Source organism: Eilatimonas milleporae, assembly GCF_003688555.1.
Lineage (GTDB): Bacteria > Pseudomonadota > Alphaproteobacteria > Sphingomonadales > Kordiimonadaceae > Eilatimonas > Eilatimonas milleporae.
Genome location: NZ_REFR01000011.1, coordinates 181076 through 205494, shown reverse-complemented (window position 1 = coordinate 205494; position 24419 = coordinate 181076). Strand labels below are relative to the sequence as shown.

General features: G+C 64.8%; 18 protein-coding genes. 6 read left to right on the top strand and 12 right to left on the bottom strand.

The window, feature by feature from the left end:
* Window positions 1–12 precede the first annotated feature (12 nt).
* The 5 genes from ccoP to BXY39_RS09065 all read right to left on the bottom strand — a co-directional run bounded on the left by ccoP (window position 13) and on the right by BXY39_RS09065 (window position 5537).
* Window positions 13–945: a cytochrome-c oxidase, cbb3-type subunit III gene (ccoP, locus tag BXY39_RS09085; protein ID WP_121938555.1), complete on the bottom strand. Its 933-nt coding sequence runs from the start codon at window positions 943–945 to the stop codon at window positions 13–15.
* Window positions 942–1130 (bottom strand): cbb3-type cytochrome c oxidase subunit 3, encoded by a 189-nt coding sequence (locus BXY39_RS09080; RefSeq protein ID WP_211332160.1) that lies wholly within the window; start codon window positions 1128–1130, stop codon window positions 942–944. The genes ccoP and BXY39_RS09080 overlap by 4 nt, the downstream gene beginning before the upstream one ends.
* Before the next feature lie 10 nt (window positions 1131–1140).
* The gene (gene ccoO, locus BXY39_RS09075) at window positions 1141–1872 is read right to left on the bottom strand and encodes a cytochrome-c oxidase, cbb3-type subunit II (protein WP_121938554.1); all 732 of its coding nucleotides are present in this window, start codon (window positions 1870–1872) and stop codon (window positions 1141–1143) included.
* A 15-nt stretch (window positions 1873–1887) separates the two neighbouring features.
* Entirely contained in the window at window positions 1888–3543 is a 1656-nt protein-coding gene (gene ccoN, locus BXY39_RS09070; protein WP_121938553.1) for a cytochrome-c oxidase, cbb3-type subunit I, read from the bottom strand.
* Between the two features lie 566 nt (window positions 3544–4109).
* On the bottom strand, window positions 4110–5537 hold the full coding sequence (locus tag BXY39_RS09065; protein WP_121938552.1) for a pyridoxal phosphate-dependent decarboxylase family protein: 1428 nt from the start codon (window positions 5535–5537) through the stop codon (window positions 4110–4112).
* Between the two features lie 309 nt (window positions 5538–5846).
* On the opposite strand from BXY39_RS09065, the gene rimO reads away from it, so the two are divergent.
* Window positions 5847–7217, top strand: a complete 1371-nt coding sequence (gene rimO, locus BXY39_RS09060) for a 30S ribosomal protein S12 methylthiotransferase RimO (protein ID WP_121938551.1) — start codon at window positions 5847–5849, stop codon at window positions 7215–7217.
* A gap of 295 nt (window positions 7218–7512) precedes the next feature.
* A complete protein-coding gene (locus tag BXY39_RS09055; RefSeq protein ID WP_121938550.1) occupies window positions 7513–8688 on the top strand; it encodes a hypothetical protein in 1176 nt (391 codons plus the stop codon).
* Between the two features lie 12 nt (window positions 8689–8700).
* Here the strand turns inward: BXY39_RS09055 and BXY39_RS09050 are convergent, their stop codons facing one another.
* The 3 genes from BXY39_RS09050 to BXY39_RS09040 all read right to left on the bottom strand — a co-directional run bounded on the left by BXY39_RS09050 (window position 8701) and on the right by BXY39_RS09040 (window position 13123).
* Complete coding sequence (locus tag BXY39_RS09050) at window positions 8701–11250, bottom strand: TonB-dependent receptor (protein WP_121938549.1); 2550 nt, start codon at window positions 11248–11250, stop codon at window positions 8701–8703.
* 18 nt (window positions 11251–11268) lie between these two features.
* Window positions 11269–12483 (bottom strand): FecR family protein, encoded by a 1215-nt coding sequence (locus BXY39_RS09045; protein ID WP_121938548.1) that lies wholly within the window; start codon window positions 12481–12483, stop codon window positions 11269–11271.
* Window positions 12484–12589: 106 nt separating this feature from the next.
* Complete coding sequence (locus tag BXY39_RS09040; protein ID WP_211332159.1) at window positions 12590–13123, bottom strand: RNA polymerase sigma factor; 534 nt, start codon at window positions 13121–13123, stop codon at window positions 12590–12592.
* Window positions 13124–13292: 169 nt separating this feature from the next.
* Here BXY39_RS09040 and BXY39_RS09035 point away from each other — a divergent pair, with 169 nt between their 5' ends.
* The 3 genes from BXY39_RS09035 to BXY39_RS09025 all read left to right on the top strand — a co-directional run bounded on the left by BXY39_RS09035 (window position 13293) and on the right by BXY39_RS09025 (window position 17194).
* Window positions 13293–14510 carry an inositol-3-phosphate synthase gene (locus BXY39_RS09035; RefSeq protein WP_121938546.1) on the top strand — a complete coding sequence of 406 codons (1218 nt, stop codon included), beginning with the start codon at window positions 13293–13295 and terminating at the stop codon, window positions 14508–14510.
* A 140-nt stretch (window positions 14511–14650) separates the two neighbouring features.
* Complete coding sequence (locus tag BXY39_RS09030) at window positions 14651–15685, top strand: CDP-alcohol phosphatidyltransferase family protein (protein WP_121938545.1); 1035 nt, start codon at window positions 14651–14653, stop codon at window positions 15683–15685.
* 3 nt (window positions 15686–15688) lie between these two features.
* Window positions 15689–17194 (top strand): lipopolysaccharide biosynthesis protein, encoded by a 1506-nt coding sequence (locus tag BXY39_RS09025; protein WP_121938544.1) that lies wholly within the window; start codon window positions 15689–15691, stop codon window positions 17192–17194.
* Between the two features lie 33 nt (window positions 17195–17227).
* Here BXY39_RS09025 and BXY39_RS09020 read toward each other — a convergent pair whose 3' ends face one another.
* The 3 genes from BXY39_RS09020 to BXY39_RS09010 all read right to left on the bottom strand — a co-directional run bounded on the left by BXY39_RS09020 (window position 17228) and on the right by BXY39_RS09010 (window position 22210).
* The gene (locus tag BXY39_RS09020) at window positions 17228–17971 is read right to left on the bottom strand and encodes a phosphocholine cytidylyltransferase family protein (protein WP_121938543.1); all 744 of its coding nucleotides are present in this window, start codon (window positions 17969–17971) and stop codon (window positions 17228–17230) included.
* Between the two features lie 69 nt (window positions 17972–18040).
* Complete coding sequence (locus BXY39_RS09015) at window positions 18041–20515, bottom strand: efflux RND transporter permease subunit (protein WP_147453525.1); 2475 nt, start codon at window positions 20513–20515, stop codon at window positions 18041–18043.
* Between the two features lie 21 nt (window positions 20516–20536).
* Window positions 20537–22210, bottom strand: a complete 1674-nt coding sequence (locus BXY39_RS09010) for an endonuclease/exonuclease/phosphatase family protein (protein ID WP_147453524.1) — start codon at window positions 22208–22210, stop codon at window positions 20537–20539.
* Between the two features lie 58 nt (window positions 22211–22268).
* Between BXY39_RS09010 and BXY39_RS09005 the strand changes: the two genes are divergently transcribed.
* Window positions 22269–23333, top strand: coding sequence for a S66 peptidase family protein (locus BXY39_RS09005; RefSeq protein WP_170163732.1), 1065 nt, complete (start codon window positions 22269–22271; stop codon window positions 23331–23333).
* On the opposite strand, the gene BXY39_RS09000 is transcribed toward BXY39_RS09005, so the two are convergent.
* A complete protein-coding gene (locus BXY39_RS09000) occupies window positions 23323–24216 on the bottom strand; it encodes a hypothetical protein (RefSeq protein WP_121938539.1) in 894 nt (297 codons plus the stop codon). The two genes, BXY39_RS09005 and BXY39_RS09000, sit on opposite strands and share 11 nt — an antisense overlap.
* Window positions 24217–24419: the final 203 nt, after the last annotated feature.

The window sequence follows — 24419 nt, the reverse complement described above, 5'->3', positions numbered from 1 at the left end:
TCGCGCGGGGCTCTACCGGCTTTGGATCATGTCCTCCGCCTGGTCGGCGACGGTGGTCTCTCCACCACCGAGGCCGTGCACGTAAAGCGTCAACTGTTTGATTGTGGCCTCATCCAGCCGGCCGACCCAAGAGGGCATAACGCCGCGCCTGCTGTGCGCCACCGTGGCGAACAGGGTGTCGCGGCTGCCGCCATAGAGCCAGATGGCGTCCGTCAGGTTGGGCGCGCCGAGCGTCTTGTCGCCCATGCCCGCCGCCCCGTGGCAGAGCGCGCATTCCTGTTCAAAGACGGCCGCACCGTCGGCGAGCAAAGCGGTGTTTTCCGCATTGCCGCTGAGCGAGAGGACAAATTCGACAACAGCGTGAATCTGATCGCGGTCGAGAATTTCGTCATCAAGGAAGGCCGGCATGTCCGACAGGCGGGTTTCGGGATCGTCCTCCCAGCGGATGCCGTGCTGGATGGTGGTGTAGATGTCGCTGAGCGTGCCACCCCAGATCCAGGCATCGTCATTCAGGTTGGGAAAGCCGGTGAACCCCTGGGCGCCGGCACCGTGACAGGGCGCGCAATTGTCACCGAAAGCGGCGCGGCCCCCTTGCGAAGCGAAATTCAGCAGGGCCTCATCGGCCATGATGTCCTGAAAATCGGCGGCCTCGATCCGGTCCAGATACTGTTTCTGGGCAGCGCGGGCATCGGCGATTTCGCCTGCCACCACTGTGCGCTGGCTGTAACCGGCGGTACCTTCGGAGGCCTTCCATTCGCCGTCATAATAAGGAATGGCGGGATAGAGCACCATCCAGACGACGGAAAAGGCGACGGTGACATAGAAGGTATAGAGCCACCATTTCGGCAGGGGGGTGTTCAGCTCCCGGATGCCATCCCAGACGTGGCCGGTGGTCTCGGTGCCGGTGATTTCGTCACGTTCTTTATCATGGGCGTTTGCGCTCATTGCCGCTCTCCCCACAGTTCGAGTTCGTCTTCATCATCGCGGTCGAGCGGCACATGGGCGGCGCGCTCGAATTTGTCGGCGTTGCGCGGCCACATGGCGTATGTCAGCGCCGCCGCGAACAGGGCGACCAGGAAAACAAGCCCCCAGGTCTGGGCAAAATAAGCAACGTCTTCATAAAGCAGCATGGCCTGTCCCCTAGCGGCTGTTGGCAGCGGCGTCATAGACCGAGAAATCGACCAGGGTGCCCATCATCTGAAGATAGGCAATCAGGGCGTCGAGTTCGGTCAGTTCGGCCGTGTTGCCGTCGAAATCGCGGATATTGACCTTTTCGCCGTAGCGGGCGACGAGGCCGTCATATCCGTCGGAGAAGGGATCGAGCTGCGCGCGGGCGTCGGCCTCGGCGTTTTCGATCATCTCATCGGTGTAGGGCACCCCGGCGACGGAATGCGCCCACAACAGCTTGTCGATATGGCGCAGGTCCAGCGGCCGTTCCGCCAGGAAGGGATAGCCGGGCATCACGCTTTCGGGCACGACGCTTGTCGGCTTTGCCATATGCAGGCGGTGCCATTCATCGGAATATTTGCCGCCGACGCGCGCCAGGTCGGGCCCGGTGCGCTTGGAACCCCACTGGAAGGGGTGGTCGTACATACTTTCGGCCGCCAGGCTGTAATGGCCGTAACGCTCGACCTCGGCCCGCAACGGGCGGACCATCTGGCTGTGGCAGTTATAGCAGCCCTCGCGGATGTAGATGTCGCGGCCGGACAGTTCCAGCGGCGTGTAGGGCCGCATGCCTTCGACCTTTTCGATCGTGCTCTTGATAAAGAACAGGGGCACGATTTCGATGATGCCGCCGATGGCGACCACCACCAGGATCAACACCAGGAGCAGGATCGAGTTGCGCTCAATGGTCCCGTGATTCAATGCCATGATGCGTCTCCCCCTTTACTCGGCCGGTTGCGTGGCGCCGCCGGCGGTCTGAAGATCGGGGATCTCCTCGCCTTCGCGCACGTCACCGCGGATGGTTTTGTAGATATTGAAGGCCATGATCAGCGCCCCGAGGGTGAACAGGAACCCGCCGCCGGCGCGGATGACATAATAGATGTGCATCTGCTCGACCGTTTCGGCGAAGCTGTAGGTCAGGAAGCCGAACTGGTCATAGGCGCGCCACATCAGGCCCTGCATGATGCCCGACACCCACATGGCGCTGATGTACAGCACGATGCCGATGGTCGAGATCCAGAAGTGCCATTCCACCAGACGGTTGGAATACAGCTGCTTGCGGCCGAAGGCCCAGACGACGAGGCAGTAGAGCGCGCCGAAGGACACAAAGGCGACCCAGCCGAGCGCACCGGAATGCACGTGGCCGATGGTCCAGTCCGTATAGTGGCTGAGGGAATTGACCGCCTTGATCGACATCAGCGGCCCTTCAAAGGTGGACATGCCGTAAAAGGCCACCGAGACCACCATCATACGCAGCACCGGATCGGTGCGCAGCTTGTCCCAGGCGCCGGACAGGGTCATCAGGCCGTTGATCATGCCGCCCCAGGAGGGCATCCACAGCATGACGGAAAACACCATGCCCAGTGTCTGCGACCAGTCGGGCAGCGCGGTGTAGTGCAGGTGGTGCGGACCGGCCCAGATATAGAGGAAGATCAGCGACCAGAAGTGCACGATGGACAGGCGGTAGCTGTAGACCGGCCGGTCCGCCTGTTTCGGCACGAAATAATACATGATGGCAAGGAAGCCGGCGGTGAGGAAAAAACCCACCGCATTGTGGCCGTACCACCACTGGATCAGCGCGTCCTGCACCCCGGCGAACAGCGGCACCGACTTGCTGGAGAAAACGCTGAGCGGGATCGCCATATTGTTGCCCAGATGCAGCATGGCGATGGTGACGATGAAGGCGAGATAGAACCAGTTGGCCACATAGATGTGCGGTTCGCGCCGTTTCGTCAACGTGCCGAGGAAAACCAGCAGGTAGGCCACCCAGACAATGGTCAGCCACAAATCGACATACCATTCGGGTTCGGCGTATTCCCGCGACTGGGTCGCGCCCATGAGATAGCCGGTGGCGGCCAGCAGGATGAAGAACTGATAGCCCCAGAAGACGAACCAGGCGAGATTGCCGCCCCACAGCCGCGCCTGACAGGTTTTCTGCACCACGTAGAAACTGGTGGTCAGCAGCACGGTGCCGCCGAAGGCGAAGATGACGGCGCTGGTGTGCAGGGGTCTGAGCCGGCCGAAATTGGTGAAGGCCGTATCGAAATTGAGCACCGGGAAGGCCAGTTGCAGGGCGATCACCAGACCGACCAGAAAACCGACAATGCCCCAGGCCATCGACGCCACGACGCCGTAGCGCACGATTTTCGTCATATAGCCCTGTTCGCGCTTGCCCATGCTGTCATTGCCGATCCACAGAATGGCGGCAATACAGAAGGCCGAGATTAGCAGAGCGTGAAATTCCATGATTCCGTCATAGGCATTGGCGGACACCACGATGCCGCCAAGCGCTCCTACGACAAAAACCAGCAAGGCAAAAAGGCCGCCAGGCCCCATCCCGTTTTTGGTGGTTTCCTCCACCGCAGCGTCGCATCCCATAGTCAAACCCCTTGACAATTTCGCCCCTCGTGTGCCCGTGCCGGCCTCGATTCCGGTACCCGGACAGGGTCCGGACAGCCATGCAGGCACCGCATAGCCGGGGCATATGCTGCCCCTTTTGTGGGAGTTTTTCACGGACGGGGACTTGACATAGGTCAAAGGCGGACAGGTCCTGCGTGCGGCAGGCCGTCGCAGTGATGGGTACCCAGACGGGAAAAGGCGGGATATCCGCACGTTTGCCGAGAGCAGCGGTGCAGTCGGGCGGGGACCATAAAATCCGCATGCGGCCGCCCTGCCCCCGCAACACGGCGCCCAAAGAAAACCCGACTGACTGACTGATCAGTCAGGTGCCCGCCCGGCGCATGGGTATGGATATGGGAGGCACACAGACCGGCACGGGCATAACGCAAGCCTGCGGATCGGTGTTCCACCCCCCCATAAAGGAAACCGGTTGACTGACCAGTCAGTCAGTTGCGGAGGATACCGCCTGCAATACGGGCCATGCCGGTGGCGTGCACGGGGCGGTGCAGGCGAATGGTTGCATGGGGGACAGGCCTCCAACCATGTTATTCGGCGGCGACGCCGGGGTGCAGATCGGCGGCGAGGGTGCGGACGCGGGTCCACGCCGCCTCGACATCGGACCAGTCCGTGGTCATCGGGCCGATCTGGAACCGGATGACCGGACGGCCCGCCACCAGCGTGCGGGTGAGATAGGTGAAGCCGTCACGGTTGACGGCATCCAGCAGGGCGCCGGTCAGGCGGTCGGCGGTGGCGGCATCGGTGCCCCCTGGGGCAAAGCGGAAGGACAGCAGGGACAGGGCCGGCCCGGTGACCAGATCGAAATCGGGCGCCTCGGCCACCAAGCGGGCGAGCCAGTCGGCCCAGGCCACATGGTCGCGGATCATGGCGCGCAGACGGTCGGCGCCCTCAAGACGCAGGACGAACCACAGTTTGAGGGCGCGCATGCGGCGGCCGAGCGGCACGCCCCAGTCGCGGTAATTGGTGACGCCGTCCGTGGTTTGCAGATAAGCCGGATTGACGGAAAAGGTGCGGGTCAACAGGGCACGGTCGGCGACGAAATGGGCGCTACAGTCAAAGCCGACGCCCATCCATTTGTGCGGGTTGAAAACATAGCTGTCGGCGCGGTCCAGCCCGGCGAAGGGCGCGCGGAATTCCGGACAGAGCGCGGCGGTGCCCGCCCAGGCGGCGTCCACATGCAGCAGCAGTCCTTCCGTGCCGGCGACATCGGCGATATCGGCCACGGGGTCGCAGGCGCCGACGCCGGTGGTGCCGACGGTAGCGACCACCAGGGCGGGCAGACGACCGGCGGCGCGGTCATCGGCGATCATGGCGGCGAGGGCGTCGGCGCGCATGGCGAAATCATCGTCGTGGGGGACGATCCGCAAGCCATCGGACCCGAGGCCGGCGATACGCACGGCCTTTTCCACGGACGAATGGGCCTCGGCCGTGGTGTAGACGGACAGCGGCGGCAGGCCGGCGAGCCCTTTTGTGGCCGCGCGGCCGTCCGTGACCTTTTCCCGTGCCATGAGGACGGCGGCCAGCGTGGCGGACGAGGCCGTGTCCTGGATGACGCCGTGCCACAGGGGCGGCAGGTCCATCAGGGTTTTCAGCCAGTCCATCATGGTTTCTTCCAGCTCGGTCGCGGCCGGGCTGGTTTCCCACAGCATGGCGTTGACGCCGGTGGCGGCGATCAACATGTCGGCCAGGACGCTGGCGGGCGAGACATTGGCGGGGAAATAGGCGAAGAAGCGTGGATGTTGCCAATGGGTCAGATTGGGCGCGACGATACGGTCGAAATCGTCCAGAACGGCGCGGATGGTGTCGGTATCGGCGGGCGGCAGATCGGGCAGCGCGGCGCTGACGCTGCCGGGCACGGTGGACGGGCGCACGGGGCGGTCACGCAGGGTGTGCCAATAATCGGCGATCCAGTCGGCGATGTGTTCGGTGGCGCTGACGAAATCTTGCCTTTGCATGGTGTCCCTTTGCCCCCCTTTGTCTGCTGTCGGGGTATTCTGTGCTGGAATCTGGCCTGTTGGAGTTTGGCCTGTTTGGGCGATCCCCGATGACGCCCCTCAGTGTATCCGTCCCTGTTATGACGTCCCGGTCCTGTTTACGGCTCTGTTTACGACGCGCGGTTCACGTTCCATATTTCGCCCGCGATTGCAACCCTGTGCCGCGGAACAGACATCCGATGGTGGATCAGGATCGGTGATACCTGGCCGTGTCACCAGTCCGATCTTGTCGGTGGTGTTTCCGGCGCGCTGACTGTATAAGCCGGGGCCATGTCGCATTACACGCCAAAAGTGGGTTTTGTCTCCCTCGGCTGTCCGAAGGCCCTGGTGGACAGCGAGCGCATTCTGACCCAGTTGCGCTCAGAAGGGTATGAAATCGCCGCCGAGTATGACGGTGCCGATGTGGTTGTTGTCAACACCTGCGGATTTCTGGACAGCGCCAAGGAGGAAAGCCTGTCGGCGATCAAGGAGGCGATGACGGAAAACGGCAAGGTGATCGTGACCGGCTGTCTGGGCGCCAATGAAGGGGAAATCCTGGATGTGGCGCCGGATGTGCTGGCGATCACCGGCCCGCAGCAGTATGAGGCGGTGGTGGGCGCGGTGCACGAGGCCGCACCTCAGCCGCACGACCCCTTCACCCATCTGGTGCCGCTGGCGGGGCTGAAGCTGACGCCGCGCCATTACAGTTACCTGAAAATTTCGGAAGGGTGCAATCACAGCTGCCGTTTCTGCATCATCCCGTCGATGCGAGGCAAACTGGCGAGCCGGCCGGTGCGCGCGGTGCTGCGGGAGGCGGAAAAACTGGTCGAGGCGGGAACGCGGGAACTGCTGGTCATCAGCCAGGACACGTCGGCCTACGGGCTGGACCGGAAGTTCGCGGCGGAAGACTGGAAGGGCCGGCCGGTGCGCGCCCACATGACCGACCTGTGCAATGCGCTGGGCGATCTGGATGTGTGGGTACGGCTGCATTATGTCTACCCCTACCCCCATGTGGACGAGGTGATCCCGCTGATGGCCGAAGGGCGGGTGCTGCCCTATCTGGACATTCCCTTCCAGCATGCAAGCCCGAGGGTGCTGAAGGCGATGCGCCGGCCGGCGAACGAAGCCAGGGTGCTGGAACGGCTGGCCAAATGGCGCGAGATCGTGCCGGAAATGGTGGTGCGCTCGACCTTTATCGTCGGCTTTCCCGGCGAGACGGAGGAGGATTTCACCTATCTGCTGGACTGGCTGCGTGAAGCGCGGCTGGACCGGGTCGGCTGCTTCAAGTATGAGGCGGTCGCAGGGGCCGCCGCCAACGCCCTGCCCGACCCGGTGCCGGAAGCGGTCAAGCAGGAACGGTGGGAGCGGTTCATGGCGGTGTCGCAGGAGATCAGCGCCGAAAAACTGCGCGCGCGCGTGGGCCTGGAGATGGCCGTGCTGGTGGACGAGGTGACGGACGGCGGCGCGGTCGGCCGCACCTATGCCGACGCGCCGGAGATTGACGGCAGGGTGAATCTGCCGGGCGCCGATTTCCTCAACCCCGGCGACATGGTGATGGCCCATATCACGGATGCAGACGCCTATGACCTGACGGGCACCGTCGTGCCGGAAGAGACGGACGCAGGCGATAACGGGGATGGAGACGACGGCTGGGACTGGTAGGCGCGTTTTGCCGCCGGTGTCGCCATGTTCCGTACCGATCTTTCCAGTGTTGCCTTTCCAGTGCGGCCGATAACCCGCGCCCGCCCTTCATCCGCATACGCTGGGGCTTCCGAGTTGCCCCGGACCGCGCGACGGCAAAAACGCCCGGCCCCCGCAAGATCCCCCAAAAAGCTGAGAGCCAAAAACCGGGGTCCAAAAATTCGGAGGGGCCTGACGACGCGCTCCGTTAAAGGCGTGATTGCCGCAGCCCAAGGGGCTGCCACGACATCGCCACGACAGGGGGGAGCGCCGTTCAATGACCCTTACACACAGCCGGTGGCGGCCGGTTTTCCTGTGTCTGCTTGCCGGGCTTGCCCTGAGCCCGGCGGGTCCGGGTGCAGCGGCCCGCGCCCATGCCGCCGTGATGACGGACGGCGCCGACGTGCAGGGCGGCCATACGGATGGCGGGGATCAAGGCAACGCGCATCAGGGCGACAGCTGGCGGCCCCGCCTGATGGACGACGGCGATTACACGGAATACTGGGAGCAGCAATTCCTGTTCGACGGCGGCAGCCTTGTCACCGGGCAGTTTCTCATCACCAACCTGCCGCTGAGCAAGCATCACGGGCTGATGATCGCCACGCTGAAACCGCCCGGCGGCGCGGCCATCGTGATCAAGAATGGACGCCAGCGGTCGGGCTGGCGGTTTGACGGCGGCCTGCCCGGCCTGACGGTTTTCCAGCACCGCATATCCGGGCGCCATCCCGATTATCTGATGCGCCTGCACAATACGGCGGCGGAACTGGATGTGTCCTACACCGCCGGCGGCCGGGGCCTTGCCGTGACGCGGCCCGGCGACGGGCACGACCTGCCGGAGGTGACGCTGTATGCCCCGACGGCGGCCGCATCCGCGCGGTGGCGGCCCGGCCCGGAAATCGGCGGGGCGGGACCGGACGGGGCGTGGCAAGACCTGGGCGGCGGCGCAGGCTACGGACTGCATGTGGTACAGAAACACAGCCTGAACCACACGCTGCGGCGCTGGCGGCGCGTGACATCGGTGGCGCGGACGGCGGACCACCGGCCGGTTCTGCACGACTTCATCACGCCGGACGGCGACCGCCACACCGTGCTGCTGATGCTGCCGCCGCGCGGGCCGGCGCTGACCTTCCGGTCGGTGGAGGTGCTGGAGGATGAGACCAGCGGCAGCCGCTATATCACCGCACGGGCCGGGGATATGACGGTGAAAGGCACGATCACCCTGACCGGCACGCTTGAGGATTTCATCCTGAAGGACCTTCTGAACGGGGTGGAAAAGGCGCTGGCCGGACCGCTGGCCGACATTGTGCGGCACCGGCACAAGGCGACCTATTCCCTGACGCTGGCGGCGGACGGCCTTGACATCCATGTGGGCGGCACGGCGCTGGCCGAGGATATCGTCATCGGCAGCGGCCGTGCCGCCGGCAGGCGGGGCAAGCGGCGCGTAAGACGATGAGGAGCGGTCCGATCAGAAGGCACGTTGGATAAACAGGCCGATGGTGCGGGGACGGGGCGGCGTGATCTGGGTGCGGTCGAACACCGAGAAACTGTTGCCGAAGGCGAATGTGTTGGCCCTGGTATCGGCCAGATTTTCAGCGAAGATACCGAGTTTCCACACAGGACCGGTGGCCTGGACCTGAACGTTGAGCAGGCCGAGATCGCCCATGCGCGGAGAGTCGTCCTCGTCGAAGGTGAGAGAGGATGCGCCCGTATAGACGAAACTGCCGGACAGGGCGCCCGACCAGCCGGGGGTGATGTCGAAGCGGTAAAACAGGGCGGCGCTGGCGGTGTATTCGGGGATGGTGGGCAGGCGGTCGCCCTCCTCGGCGCCGAGAAAGGTGTTGTCCTCGGCCAGTTCGGAATCATTCCAGAAGAAAGAGCCCATGATTTCAAGGCCGGGCAGAGGGTTGGCGGAAAACTCGACCTCATAGCCGTGGCTGTTGGCGGTGCCCACATTGGTCACGAAAGGCAGACCGGCGACACCGATCTGTTCGGACTGGATGTCGAACCAGCGGACGTAAAAGGCGGACACATCCAGAGACAGGCGGCGGTCGAACCAGTAGGATTTCAGCCCGACCTCGTAATTGACCAGGGTGTCGGACTGGAAGGTGTCGGCGATGCCGTCGGGAAATTCACTGTCGGGATCGGAGGCGATGAAGGCGGCCAGCGGCGTGTTGATGTTGAGGCCGCCGACCCGGTAGCCGACGGCGACCTGCATGTGGGTCTGGATACTGTCCGACCATTCATAACGCAGGGCCAGCTTGGGGATGAGATTGTCGACTTCACGGGCACCGTCGACACGCTCGACCTCGCCGTCGAGGGCGGAGACGGCGGTATAGTCCAGATCGAGAAAACTGTAGGAATAGCGCAGGCCCCCGGTGATGCTGAGCCGGTCCCAAGGGCGGTAGATGATTTCGCCGAACACGGCGAGGTCATCATTGGTCTCGCGCCGGTTCTCGGTAAAGGCGACGCTGGCGTTCCGACTGTTGGCACCCAGACTGTTGGCGTTTTGGGCAGACCCGTCGAACCCGAAGGCCAGGGCGCTGTTCATGGTCCGCCGATGCCCCAGATAAAACAGGCCGAGCAGCCATTCGAAACGGTCATCGGGGCGGGAGCGCAGCCTGGTTTCATGGCTGATGGTGGTGATGTCGTCGCGGCTGAAAAAGCCGATGGCGCCGGGTGTCGCCAGGGCGTAGGCCTCGTCAATGCCGTTGAAGCGGGACAGGTCGGTGCCGGCCAGGTCGCCGCCGGTCAGGCTGTCGACATCGAAGGGACCGGCGGTGGCGTCGGCGGTTTCCTTGACATTGCGGTCGACAAAGGCGCTGGCGCTGGTGAGGATCACGTCGCCGATGCGTCCCGTCAGGGTCAGGCTGGCGTGCAGGAAACGGTCGTCATAGGGCTCACGCAGGGCGTTTTCCCGCCTGTTGCGGCCGAGATCCTCGAAAAAATACTGGGAATCGTCATAGTGGATGGCCTGGACATTGACCGAGGCATCCAGCGTCCAGTTGTCGTCCACCTGCCAGCGCAGGGCGGGACGGGCGCCGTAAATCGACAGGTCGTTGACACCGTCGAGGCCGAGGGCGATGTCATCGATATAGCCCGCGCGGCCCTCGACCGACCCGGTCAGGCGGAAGGCCAGCTTGTCCTCGACCAGCGGCACGTTGACAGCCACATCCAGAAGGCCGTTGGGGCCGCCCTGGCGGGTGTGGGACAGGGTCAGCCGTGTCTTGGCGCTGGCCTCGTCCAGAACCGGCTTGGTGGTGACGATGCGGTACAGACCGCCAAGGGTGCCGGCGCCGTACAGGGTGCCCTGGGGCCCGCGCACCAGTTCGACGCGGTCCACGTCAAACAGGCGGATATCGGGATTGGTGTCGCTGAAATTGATCGGGGTTTCGTCGATATAGACACCGACCAAGGCCTGGGTCCGGTCGGAAAAGGCCCCGTCGGACAGACCGCGCACGAACAGCTTGTTGCGGCCCGGCCCGAGATTGGTGGTGGAAACGCCGGCCAGATGGGGTGCCAGCGACTGGATGTCGAATGTGCCGAGATCGTCCAGCACCAGCGAGGAGACCGCCGACACGCTGACCGGCAGGCGGAAGCCGGCGGTCGGCCGCTTCAGCGCGGTGACCACCACATCCTCGATGACGACGGCGTCCTTGCCGTCCGGGGCGGGGGCGGGCGTCGGTTGCCGGTCCGGGGCGGCGGGCGGCGGCACCCTGAAGATCTGCACGGTTCTGGCGTCAATGACCCTGAAGTCGAAACCGGTGCCGGCCAAAAGCGCGCGCAGGGACGATGTGCGGGAAATATTGCCACGCGTCCCGCGCGAGCGGACACCGCCGAAATCCAGACCGGAAAAGTCGATGGACATGCCGGCCTCCCTGGCAAACTCGATCAGGGCGGCGCGCAAGGGCTGGGCGGCGACATCGTAGAATTCGACCAGAACGGCGGACGCGCGCGCACTGCCCCAAAGCAGGCAGCCCAGCAGCGCGCCCCCATACACCATACCCTTTGCCGTCATACCCCTTGATGGCACGGATTAGCGTCCGGGTGTAAGAACAATCTCCGTCACGTCGTCGCTGACGCCGAGGGACAGGAACGCCGCCAGCTGCCGCGCCATCTCGCCGGCGGTGGACACGGCCAGGGTGCCGGAAAACACACCGGCCGTCAGCGCGGGATCGCCGAGGACGAGGGATCGGTCGGAAAAAAGATCGTTGATGCGGGCGACGACCTCGGGCAGGGGTGTGCCCTCGAAAACCAGAACGCCGGCGGACCAGGCGCCGATGGCGGCGATGTCAGCCTTCATGCGCAAGGGCGTGCCGCCATGGCCGTCATAGCGCACGGCAAAACCGGGATCGAGGAGAACGGTGCCGGATCCGGACGTATCCGACCGCCCAGGCGGCGGCTGGGCGGTGTCCGGCCGTATCGGGGCGACGGCAACGCGCCCCTCGCTGACCGCGACGCGGTCGAAGCGCTCGCCGCGCACCACCTCGAACCGGGTGCCGACCACGCTGACCCGGCCGCGATCGGTGTCGACATGGAAGGGCCGGTCCCGGTCGGGGGTGACGGTGAAGACGGCGCGGCCGCGCACAAGACTGGCGGTGCGCGCACGGTCCGTCACGGCAACCGACACGGCACTGCCGAGAAACAGTGACACCTCGCTGCCGTCCGCCAGCCGCACGGTGCGGACACGGTCGTCCCCGGCGGTGTAGACAGTGGGCGCGGGCGCCCCCTCGAACAGTCCGGTCATGGGCATCACGGCGACGAACAGAAGGGCCGCGATCGCCACCGCCACGGCGACAACGCGCGGCCAGCGCCATGCGGCGCGCCAGCCGTGCCGGGTGACGTGACCGGAGTTTCGACCAGGGGCCCGACCGGTCGCGGATGGGGCTTCAGAGCGGATTTCGGAATCGGAGTCCGCTTCGGCACCGGCGCCGGGAATACCGGACACAGAGACACCAGAGACGGGAACACCGGAGACAGAAGCCCCAGATTGCGGGACGGCCTGTCGGGCAGACCTGGGGGCAGCAAAGGCATCGGGATAGGCGGCACGGACGGCGGCCTCGGCCCCGCCGGCGGCGTGGACGGCGGCGGCGATACGCTCATAGGCCGCCAGATGCGCCGGGTCCGCGAGCAGCCAGTCCATATGGCGCGCGATATCGTCGTCGCTCTCGGCGCCCGATGTCAGACGGGCGTGCCAGCGCGCGGCCTCGTCCAGGACGGACGGCGGGATATCGGCGGTGTCATCGGTCATAACATGGTGAATCTGGACATGGTGAACCTGGTTTTGCTGTCCTGATAACGGCGCGGGGACGGCACGACCTCCAGAAAATTCCTTATCCCGGAAACCTCCCTGATCATTATGTACCGCGCAGATGCGCCAGCGCCCTGATGGCACGGATCATGTGTTTTTCAATGGTGCTTTTGGGAATGCCGGTCCGCTCGGACACCTCGGCATGGGACAGGCCCTCGAACCGGTGCAGCAAAAAGACCGTGCGGGTTTTGTCCGGCAGGGCGTCGAGAACGGCCATGGCGGCGGCGACCTGCTGTTTCGCGTCCAGCTCGCGCGCCGGGTCCAGCGTGGCGAACGGGGCGAGGCCGTCGCCGGCGCCGGCGGTGTGCGCCTTGCCCCAGGCATCCTCGCGCTGGGCGCGGGCGTTTTTCTCGCGCGCGCGGTCGATCACCAGATTGGCGGCGATGCGGGCGAGCAGGGCTGCCGGCGATGCCATGGCCGCCGGATCGTATCTGGACTGAAAGCGGATAAAGGCCTCCTGGACGATTTCCTCCGCCTCGGTCTCATTGCCGACGCGGGCGGTGACAAAACGCAAAAGCGGCCGCCTTTGCAGACGGAACAGGTCCTCCAGGGTGCGCCCGGCCTGGCTTTTGTCGGCCACGATCTGCCTCGCGGTTTTTACTCTGTCACACATGGCGCGAGCCTAGCCGATACCACTATCGGAGGAAAGGTTTCGCTGGTTTGCAGGTTTTTTTACAGTTTTGTGGAGGCGGTGCGGCGGGGGCTCCGTTAGCCGGTGAAAGCGTACGATCACTTTCGGAGGAATTTGGATGACCGTATCGACCGACCGACCCATCAATGTGGCCATTGTCGGCATGGGCAACTGCGCCAGCTCGCTTGTGCAGGGGATTCACTATTACGGGGGCGCGGCGCAAACCGACGCTGCCGGGCTGCTGCACGAGGAGATCGGCGGATACCGTCCGTCGGACATCCGCATCGCCGCGGCCTTCGACATCGACCAGCGCAAGGTGGGCAAGGACGTGGCCGAGGCGATTTTCGCCAAGCCCAACTGCACCACGGTTTTCCACGACAGCATACCGCAGACGGGTGTGACGGTGAAAATGGGCCGCATTCTCGACGGCCATTCCGACCATATGAAGGATTACGCCGACGAGCGCACCTTCATGCCGCTGAACGCACCGGAACCGAACAAGGACGACATCGTCCGCGAACTGCGGACGGCCGGTGTGGACATCCTGATGAACTATCTGCCGGTGGGCAGCCAGAAAGCGACGGAATTTTACGCCGACTGCGCGCTTGAGGCGGGCGTCGCCTTCGTCAACAACATCCCCGTCTTTATCGCCAGCAATCCGGTGTGGGCCGAACGGTTCGAGAAAGCGGGCCTGCCGATCATCGGCGACGACATCAAGGCGCAACTGGGCGCGACCATCGTCCACCGGGTGCTGACCGACCTGTTCGCCAAGCGCGGCGTGGCGATGGACCGGACCTATCAGCTCAACACCGGCGGCAACACCGATTTCCTCAACATGAAGAACCAGGACCGGCTGGCCTCGAAAAAGGCGTCGAAGACGGAAGCGGTGCAATCGGTGGCGGCACGGCGCATCGCGGACGAAAACATCCATGTGGGGCCGAGCGACTATATCGCCTGGCAGAATGACAACAAGGTCTGCTTCCTGCGTATGGAGGGCCGGCTGTTCGGCGATGTGCCGATGAACCTGGAGATGCGGCTGTCGGTGGAGGATTCACCCAATTCCGCAGGCGTGGCGATCGACACCATCCGCTGCGCGAAACTGGCGCTGGACCGCGGCCATGCCGGCATGGTCGAGGGGCCGTCCGCCTTTTTCTGCAAGCATCCGCCGGTCCAGCATACGGATGACGAGGCCCGGCTGATGACCGAGACCTTCATCAGCGGCGCGCCGCTCAGGGCCGTACCGGACGAGGACACGGCCGGGATCCAAGGCACTGAACCCCAGGGCAAAGACCGCGATGACGGCAAGACCGCGCCGGTGCGCGCGGTCGCCGGCTGACCGGCCCGCCGGAACCGTACAGGCCGCCGGGATCGTCCAGGCAGAACAGACCGATCCGGCGGTTCCGCAACCCTCTCTCATGCCGGGCGCCGCATCCGCGGCGTCCGGCGCCACAGGGCCTCAAACAGGTTTTGACGCACATGCCGGCACCGGACACCGCCCCCCCGCCGCACGGGTCCTTGCAGCCTGATGACAAGGCTGATGTCCAGACTGACGGGCAGGCTGGCAGGCAGCAGGCCCGACCAGTTACCGATGCGGGGGGCACACCAATCCCGGAGGGCAGCGGGGACAGGCCCCTGCATGAATATGGCCGGCCGGCGGTGATCGAGGATGCCTCCAACCGGTATTTCATCCATCCGCTGTCAGCGCTTGCGGCAAAAGCGGCCATCGCGCTTAGCATCAGTCCCAATGCCATATCCATCCTGGGGCTTGGCTTCGGGCTGCTGGCGGGCTGGCTGTATTACCACCTGCCGCAGGCGGGGTCCGCCATCGGGGGGTTCGCGGCCATGGTATGCTGGCACATTCTGGACGGGGCGGACGGCCGGGTGGCGCGCGCCACCGGACAGACCAGCGCGCTCGGGCGTGTCATCGACGGCGTTTGCGACCATGTGGTCTTTACCGCCGTCTATGTGGCGCTGGCCCTGCATCTTGTGGAAAGCGGGCAGTCCCCGGCCATATGGTGGCTTGTGGTCGGCGCCGGGGTGTCCCACGCCGTGCAGGCGGCGGGATACGAGGAACGCCGGCAAAGATACCAGCGCCGGGCCGCCGGTATGTCGGCACGCCGGGCAGATACCGGTGCGGTCACCGATACAGGCACTGGCTTCGACATCCGCGTTCTGCCGGTGCGGCTGTATGAAGGGGCGCAGAAACTGGTGACGGGCAGCGACAACGGTCTGGACGCACGCCTGGCCGATCTGGACGGGACGGAGCGCGGACAGCGGTTGCGGGCGCTGGCCCTGCGCAGCACCGCCGGCATGGTCCGGGTGTGGAGCCTGCTGAACGCCAACAACCGCACCCTGATGATCTTTGTGACCGCGCTTGCCGGACAGCCGCTGCTGTATTTCGTCTTTGAACTGGTTGTCCTGAACCTTGTGATGGCCGGTCTGCTGCTGGCGGAACGGCGTCAGGAAAAGGCGCTGGTGACGCAGAGCCTGCGTCTGTACCAGCCGTTCTGAGCCATGGGAACATTGAGCGATATCCGCGACATCGCCCGCGGGGTGCTGGCCTCGCTCGGCGGATTCGGGGGGCGCATGCTGGCCCGTCTGATCCTGATGCTGATCGCCGGTCAGCTGTACGGCGCCACTGCACTGGGCCTTCTGGGCCAGGTGGCGGCGCTGACCGAAATTCTGGCCGCCATCGCGGTGCTGGGCCTGAAACGCAGCCTCCTGGACCAGTTGAGCGCGGTGACCGGCGGCCGCGACCATACGGACCGGGACGCGGAGACGGCAGCGGCCGTGCGCGGCACGGTGAAGGCGGCCCTGGCGGCATCGCTGATGCTGTCGGCGCTGCTGTCGCTGGTGCTGGGCCTGATATGGCCGCTGCTGTTTCCCGAGCAGGCCATGCCGCCGCTGCTGTATCTGGCGGTACCCGGTATCGTGTTCGCCGATGTAGCCGGCACCGCCATCCGCTTCCGCCGCATCATCAAATGGGAGGTCGCCGCCCGCTGCGTCATGGAGCCGTGGACCTTCCTGATCGCCGCCGCCGTCCTTTACGGCGCGGGGTTCAGCGAAACCGGTCTTCTGACGGCCTATGCCCTGTCGGCGCTGGCCGCCGCCGCCGGCATCGCCGCCGGGCTCGCGCGGGCCTACGGCGTGCGGTCGCTGGCGGCGGCACGGGTACGTCCGGCCGCACTCTATAACAGTTTGCGCAAGAGCCTGCCGGTCGGCATCACCGATATCGGCGTGATGATGTTCCGGCGGGCGGATATCCTGCTGCTGTCGCTGTTCGCGGGCCATCAGGCGACCGGCGTCTATTACATGGCACAGCAGATCGTCACGGTGCCGCACAAGGTCCACCAGCTTTTCGAGCCCATGGCCGCGCCGGTGCTGGCGAAACTGCACCACCAGCGCAAGCGCGCCGCGATCGGGGCGCAGCTGGCCGGGATCTGCCGCTGGGTCTTCACCCTGCAACTGGCGCTGACGGTACCGTTCGCTGTGTTCGGCGACACATTGCTGAGCCTGTTCGGCGACCATTTCAGCATCGGTATGACGGTGCTGGCGCTGCTGCTGGCGGCCGAACTGCTGGACGGCAGTTTCGCCCTGACGGAAACGCCGCTGGTCTTCGCCCGGCCGGGCATTCCGTTACGTCTGGTCCTGTTGACGCTGGCGGTCGAATTTGCCGCCATATCCCTGCTGGCGCCGCTCGCCGGGGCCGCCGGCGCGGCCGCCGGGTTCCTGATCGCTATGGCGGGACTGGCCGCCTGCCGTCTGGTCATGATCCGGCGCTGTCTGAATATCCGCATTATCAACGGTGCCTTCGCGGTCCCCGCCGCGCTGGCGGCGGCGGTCGGCCTGGCCCTTGTAGCGAGCCGGCAACTGCCGGTGCTGGAGCGGGGCGATGTATCCGGCGCCGTGATCCTGCTGGCCATCGTCCTGTTTCTGGGACTGGCGCGGCTGCTGGCCCTGACCCCTGAGGACAGGCACATCCTGCGGCGTTTGAAAGCCCCCGCGTCCGGGCGGCCGTAACCGGACCGGGGTAATGGGGAAGGCAGGCGGCGGTCAGGCCGGGTGCGCGTCCATGGCCGCCGGCCGGTCCGCCAGCCACGCGGCGGCACGGGCATGCATGTCGGGGCTGTCCACATCGATCCAGAAACTGTCGCCCACATCGACGCCGATGGCCCTGTGCTGTGCCGCCAGAACCTTCATCCCGCCGGAAATGGACATATCGCCGGTGTCGCGGGCGCTTTTTTCCAGGGCCTCGAACAGTGCCGGGCCGGCGGCGAACACCCCGGTGTCGAAGGCGTTGAACGTGGCGATGCCCTTGCCGATATCGACAATGTGTCGGCCGCCCGTGCACACGCGGGTGACATCGTCCAGATCGACAAACGGATTGTCGAGGCGGCGGTCGAGCGCCAGCGCCACTTCGTCGTCCTTGCGTGCGGCGGCGATCAGGCGGGTATAGAGCCGGGGCTCGACCAGATGGTCGCACATGGCAAGGCAGAACGGCCCGGCAAGCCGGCCTTTCGCCTTGAGCACCGACAGGCCGTTGGGCTGACGGTAATCGGGATTGTCGACCGTCGCGATGGCCCAGCCCCGCCGCGCCGACAAGTCGCGGAGATAGGCGCGCAGACTGTCGGCGCGGTAGCCGACAACCACCGTCGCGCGGTCAATCCCGGCGGCGAAGGCGGCACTGAGCGCATGTTCGATCAGCGGCCGTCCGCAGAGATCCACCAGCGGCTTCAGCGCGCCCTGCCCCCGCAACCGGGTCCCCATGCCGGCCGCCACGATCAATATGTCCTTCATTCCCGGATCATCCCCTTAAATTTCATCAGCCTATGGTTTCTGTAAGTCTGCAATTTTGGGCCAAAGCGCTCACGACGGGACCGTGCCTTCCCGGTGGGGCGCACCCGTCAGCCGCCGCCGGAAAAGCAGCAGCAGGGCAGGCAGAAGCGTCCATGTCAACAGCAGGCAGACGCTGAACCCGATCAGCGCCAGCACCCCCATGGAGCGCAGACCGCCCATGGAGGCCGTCACCAGACCGCCGAAACCGATCAGGGTCGTCAATGTGGTGACCGTGGCGGCGCGGCCCGTTGTCGCCATCACATCCATGACGGCCCCGCCGCTTTCCTGAAAGCGCCTGAAAATATGGATGCCGTTGTCAACGGCGATCCCGACCAGCGACGGCAGGATCACCATATTGATGATGGACAGCGGCAGGCCGGTGGCCGCCATCAGTGCCAGGGTGAACAGCAGCCCGGCAGCGGTGGGCAGCAGGATGACGGCCGCCGCGACGACGGACCGCGCGAAACACAGGATGATCAGCGCGGTCACGCCGCCGACCAGACCGACGGCCCGGGCCGCGTCCGCCTTCATCAATGCCAGCATTTCAACAAAGACAAAGGCCTCGGAGGCGGGATAATAGGTTCTGCCGCCAACGGTGAAGGCGGCGGCATCGTCATAAAACTGCCGGGCGAGATCGGCATCGTCCATGGAGACCGCATTGAAGATATACATCAGATAGCCCGGATCGTCGCCACCGCCGAGGAACACGCGTTGCAGGCCCTGGGGCAGGTCAGCGGTTTCCAGCATGCCGATCCTGAGATAGTCGGTTTTGTCGGCCAGGGCTTCGGGGATGGGCGTGCCCTTGTCCAGTGTGTCCCACATCCTGTTGATGACCGCCAGACGGTCGGCCTGTTCCGCCTTGTCGGGGACGAAGTTGCGGATGCTTGTCACCCCGGCGATTGTCGGGCTTGCCGTGTCCTGCTTGGCGTAGGCCTCGAAATAGGCCTCGATCGCCTCGACCTCGTCCAGGGTATCGACAACCAGCACCGCCCGATCATGACCGCCCTTGAAAATGGATTTGGAACGCGCGGTCGCCCATTGATGGTCCGGCGAGCGCGGGGCCTGGATATTCTTGAAATCCTTTTCAAAGGAAAGCTGCGGCGCCGAGAAAACGGCCACCAGTATCATGGGCAGGAAGGCGGCAAGGGTGGCATAGGGACGGTGGAAGAAAAACGGCGGACGCCTGGGGTTGGAAACGGGGCTGGACACTACAGTCTGACCGGTGGTGCGCGCCCAAGTCACCCGTTTTTCCACCACCGACAACAGGGCCGGGAAAACCGTGTACATGGCCAGAAAAGTCAACAGGATGCCGCTGCCGGCAATGAAACCGAATTCGCGGAAGGCGCGGAACTCGGTCAATAGCAGGGCGAAAAAACCGGCGGCCGTGGTCATCCCCGCGACCAGCGAGGCGGCGCCCGTCTGGGTGACGATCAGTTCAATGGCGCGCATGTGCGGCAGGCCGGCTGCACGGGCCTCGGCATAGCGGCTGAAATTGTGAATCCCGAAATCGACCCCCAACCCGAACAGGATCAGAGCCAGAAAAATCGTCACGAGGTTCAGCCCGCCGACGACAAGCGCCGTGAGGCCGATGGTCCATGTGATGCCGATGACAAGCGGCAGCAGAATGACCGGCACGGCGATCAGGCTACGGAACCCGACGATCAGCAGCAGAATGATCAATGTCACCGAGCTGCCCAGTCCGACCGTCACATCGCGGATGACGGCGTCAAACTGGGCCACCTTGTTGCGGATACGCCCGGCGATGCCGACGCGCAGGCCGATGCCGGGGTCGTTCAGTTCCAGGGCGGCGATGATGGCGGCGATGTCGGCGACCATTTTTTTCGCCTCGGCCAGGCCTTCATATCCGGGTTTGGGCCAGATCACGAGGGCGTGGGAGCGGCCGTCGTCGGATGTGAAACGTTTTTCCGTCCGGACGGGCTGCAACAGGCTGTCACGCCAGTTGGCATCGACGGTGTCGCCAGTATCGCCGGTATTGTCATCGCCGGAGGCGGCACTGGATACGCTGATACCGGCGCCGGAGAGATGGATGTTGAGGGGAATGCCGGTCTTATGCTGAAACTCGCGCGCGGTTGCGGCCAGCATTTCACGTTCCAGCCGGGTTTCCAGTTTTTCCAGTTGCGGCACGCTGAGCTGCAACAGCTTGTGCCGTTCCAGCACCGCGATATCCTCGAAATACTGGACACTTTCGCTCCACGGCAGGCGCCTTGTCACCGCCTCCAGTATGAACAGGGCCTCTTCGATCCGGCGGGTGTCGTCCCCTTCCATCACCACCTGGATGGAGGCGAAACTGCCGGCCTTTTCCATCACGGCGCCGAGGGTCCGGACGCTGACGGCGTCTTCGGGCATCAGGGCTTCCAGTTTCGTCGAGATGCTTAAGCCCCGGGCGGCCAGGACCGCCGCGACCACAAGCAGCATGGCAAGGCCGAGGATAGCCCATTTGCGTGTGACCGTCAGGCGCGCGGCTTTTTTTACAGCGTCCGTCACGATCAACACAGGTCCTTCGCGTCAGCGATATCCGGCGGCGGGGGTCGCACCGCCGAAAGGATCATCAAAATGCGCGCCGTCACCGGGTACCGCGCCACCAAAATCGCCATATGCCATGGTCACGGCCACGCCAAGAGGACCGGACCGGACATGCGAGGCGACATGCACCGGGTCACGCGGATGCCACGGCGCCACCGGTACGTTGACAAACCCGAAGCCGTCGCCAGGCGTGTCAAAATCCCCGTCCGCATCGCGGTCGTGATGCACGGACAGGGCAAACGGCCCTGATCCGGGCAGGGATATGCAGGCCAGCGGCGGGGACGGCATATCCCGCATCATTGTGGCCGCCGGGGCTTCCAACAGGAAATCCTGCCTGCGGCCACCATAGAGTGAAACCTTGAGCCGGCCGCCATGCCGTTTCAGGCCCTGCAGGGTGAAAAACGCCTGGGGACCGGTCTCGCCGTGACAACGGCGCGACATGCCGTGGGCTGGCGCAGCGGCTACCTGCGCATCATCGGCGTCCACAGCCCCATGAGCACCATGGGCGGCCAGAGCATCAGAGAGACTGTCGGAGGACGCATCCGGAAGGCTCTCGGGTTCGTTCTCAAGTGCGCTCTCGGGTCCATTCTCGGGGCGCCCACCGATACGGTAATGGACTTCAAAACCGGCATGGTCGCTCAACGGCCGGCCACGCACCGTTTCGGTAAAATTGCGGGTCACGAAAACCGGGCGCACGGGTATGCCGACACCCGGCAGGAAATAGTGTTTGTCATTGGTCTGGTCGAGAATGTCCGGCATCGCTGTCCGCTGTCCGATGTGACAGTCTCCGGACCGCATCAGACAGGCCTCGCTGCTGTCGATGGCCATGACCGAATGGCGGAAGAAGGCGCGGCGGGGGGCGAATTTCGTGTTGACGTCGCCCGCGATGATCAGCGGGGCGCCGTCGCCGGAGATACGCCGCAGGAACCGCGCGAGAATGCGCGCCTGCTGAAAATGGACATTGGTGCGCGCGGCCAGCGACACGCCGGCGCTTCTGTCCGAGTTCATATGCGTGGTGACGATATCCACCGGCACCGCCATATCCGGCAGCCTGACCCGTGCCCACAGCGCCGCTTTGTTGGCGAGACAGTCGAACCCGGCGCAGGCGCCGTTGCCAAAGAGCGCGGCCGCCGACCGTTCGACGGGAAAATCGGACAGAATATAGAGGCCGCTGCCCACCAGTTTGGGAATACCGAGCGCGGCAAAACCGAACAGGGACGGCAGCGGGGGGGCCATGTCGCCCGGTGCCGGGTCACGGTCCCCGGCACCGGGGCCGCGCAGGCGGAAGGGATAGCCACTGTTCTCCACAACAGTGAGTGCCGATTCATTGAAGGCTTCCTGCAGCAGGACGATATGAGGATGGTCATCGCGGCCCCTGCGTTCCCGCAGGATGGCGGCGATGCGGTCCATCAGGGGGGCCGTTCCCGCCCCGAGAGGGGCCGGCAGCGCATTGAGATTCAATGTCAAAACCCTGAGCGTGAAGACCCTGTCCCCGGCCCGGACAGGAGCATCGCACCCCATGAAAAACAGCATCAGGACCATGGCAAAGGCAAAGCGCATCGTCTTCAATCCCATGACGGTATCGCCCGGATAACGGACCCGCGCGGCCATTGCCTCCAGTGTTTGACGCCCTTTATTCAGGAGCCTGAGCGACACGGGCTTGAGAGGTCCGTGCCACCTGTGGCAAGACAGAGCCGTTTAGGGGATGACCGCCATGGACAGACGCCAGTTTCTGAGCCTGATCGGGGCCACATCGGCCGCCACCCTGCTGCCGACAGCTGTATGGGCACAGCAGGGACAAGGGGTACAACAAGGGCAGGATAGACCGGCCCTGTTGCCGCAGAGCCTGAAACCCGGCGACCGGGTGCGGCTGATCGCGCCGGCCGGCGTCATTTACGAGGATGTGCGCATCGAGATCGCGCGGGAGAACATGGCCGGCCTGGGACTGGATGTGTCCGTCGGCGACCATGTGCTGGACCGGCACGGCTATTTCGCGGGCACGGACGCGGCCCGCGCCGCCGACATCATGGCGGCCTTCACCGACCCGGCGGTCAAGGCGGTGGTGGCCCTGTCGGGCGGGTGGGGCGCGGCGCGCACCCTGCCCCATCTGGATTTCGACATCATCCGGCAGAACCCGAAAATCCTAATGGGGTTTTCGGACGTGACCGCGCTGTTGAATGCAGTGACGGGCAAAACCGGGCTTGTCACCTTTCACGGGCCGAACGCCACGTCCGAGTGGACATCGTTCAGCGTCAACGCGGCACGGCGGCTACTGTTCGCCGGCGGGTCCGGGCCGTTTGCCCATCCGCCGCACACGGGCGGGACGCTGGCCCGCCACCGGGGCCGACTGCAAACCATCGCCGGCGGCACGGCGGAGGGATGGCTGGCGGGCGGCAATCTGACGGTGCTGACGGCGCTTGTCGGCACGCCCTACATGCCGGACATGGCCGGGGCGATCCTGTTTCTGGAGGATATCGGCGAGGCGATCTACCGGGTGGACCGGATGCTGACCACGCTGGGTCAGGCCGGTGTGCTGGACCGGGTGGCGGGCATCGTGTTCGGCGGGTTCACGGATGTGGGACCGGACGGGGACGGTTTTGGTGCCTTCGCGCTGAGCGACATCCTGCGCGACCATGTGCGCCGCGCCGGCAAACCCGCATATCTGGGCCTGATGGCGGGGCACAGGACGGACCAGTTGACCCTGCCCATCGGCGCACGGGCGCGGCTGGACGCCGACGCCCGCACGCTGAGCCTGACGGCAGCCGCCGTCAAACGGTGAGGGCGACCCCTTCCGGTATGGCTTGGGCGTAAGCCGCGATCAGCGTTTCGCCGCCGGACAGCATGGCATCCAGCGTCCACAGGAAACCGCCGCCAAAGGCGGGTTCGCCTTCCAGCTTTTGCATCAGGGCCTTGACCGCGTCCGGGCTGTCATTGGTCCAGTCGCCGGCCATGATGAAGGCATCGGTATCGAAGCCGGGAATGGCCTGGGTGATGGCGGTGGCCCAGCCCTGAAAGGTTTGCGGGTCGCGGTTCTGGGCGCCGCCGTCATAGCATTGCAGGTTCCACCATGCCACCGCGCCGGGATTGCCGGTGTTCAGGTCCGCCAGGCAATCGACCCAGAAGGACTGGTTGGTATAGGGGCAGAAGGTGATGTCGAAACCCATGCCAATCAGCATGCGGCAGAAAGCGACGAAGGACGGCCGGTCATAGGTGTCCTCGCAGTCCATATCGATGACGCTGATGGCGGGCAGTGTCTGGCGCAAGGCTTTGAAATTGGCCATCAGATTGGTGCCGTCGAAGGAGTTGTTATTGTCGGCGTAGATTTTCCGGATGGTCTGGAAATCCATGACCGGATAGCCGCCGCCGATGGACGCGCACACCCGGTCGACCGTGCCACCGATAACGGTGCCGATCTGACCGGGCCAGGACGCATCGCCCACATACTGCCCTTTGGAAAAGACAAGCGTGTCATTGTAATAAAGGTCGCCCATGATCTGGGCGGGCTGGATGTCGTAATCGCGGCCAATGTGAAACAGGCCCAGGATCAGTGACTGAAAACCGGATTGCTGCACCTGGGATATGGTGGTGGGCACCGGTTGCGGGTTGGCGGCGTGCGGATACATGCACCCCTCGGCATAGACGGCGCGGGCTGGTCTGGACATGATGGCGACTCCCCTTTTGTGATGATGGCGACTTCCGGATACAATCAGGGAGAGTATAGCGCATCGCCTTATACCGGGCGATGAAGGATTGATGACACTGATTGGCCGTATACAGGCCTGTATCGAGCCTTGTTCGGGGTCTGTATGGGCAGTCTATGGCACAAAGGGCGGATGGCGCCGGGCAAGCAGCCCGGCACCGATGC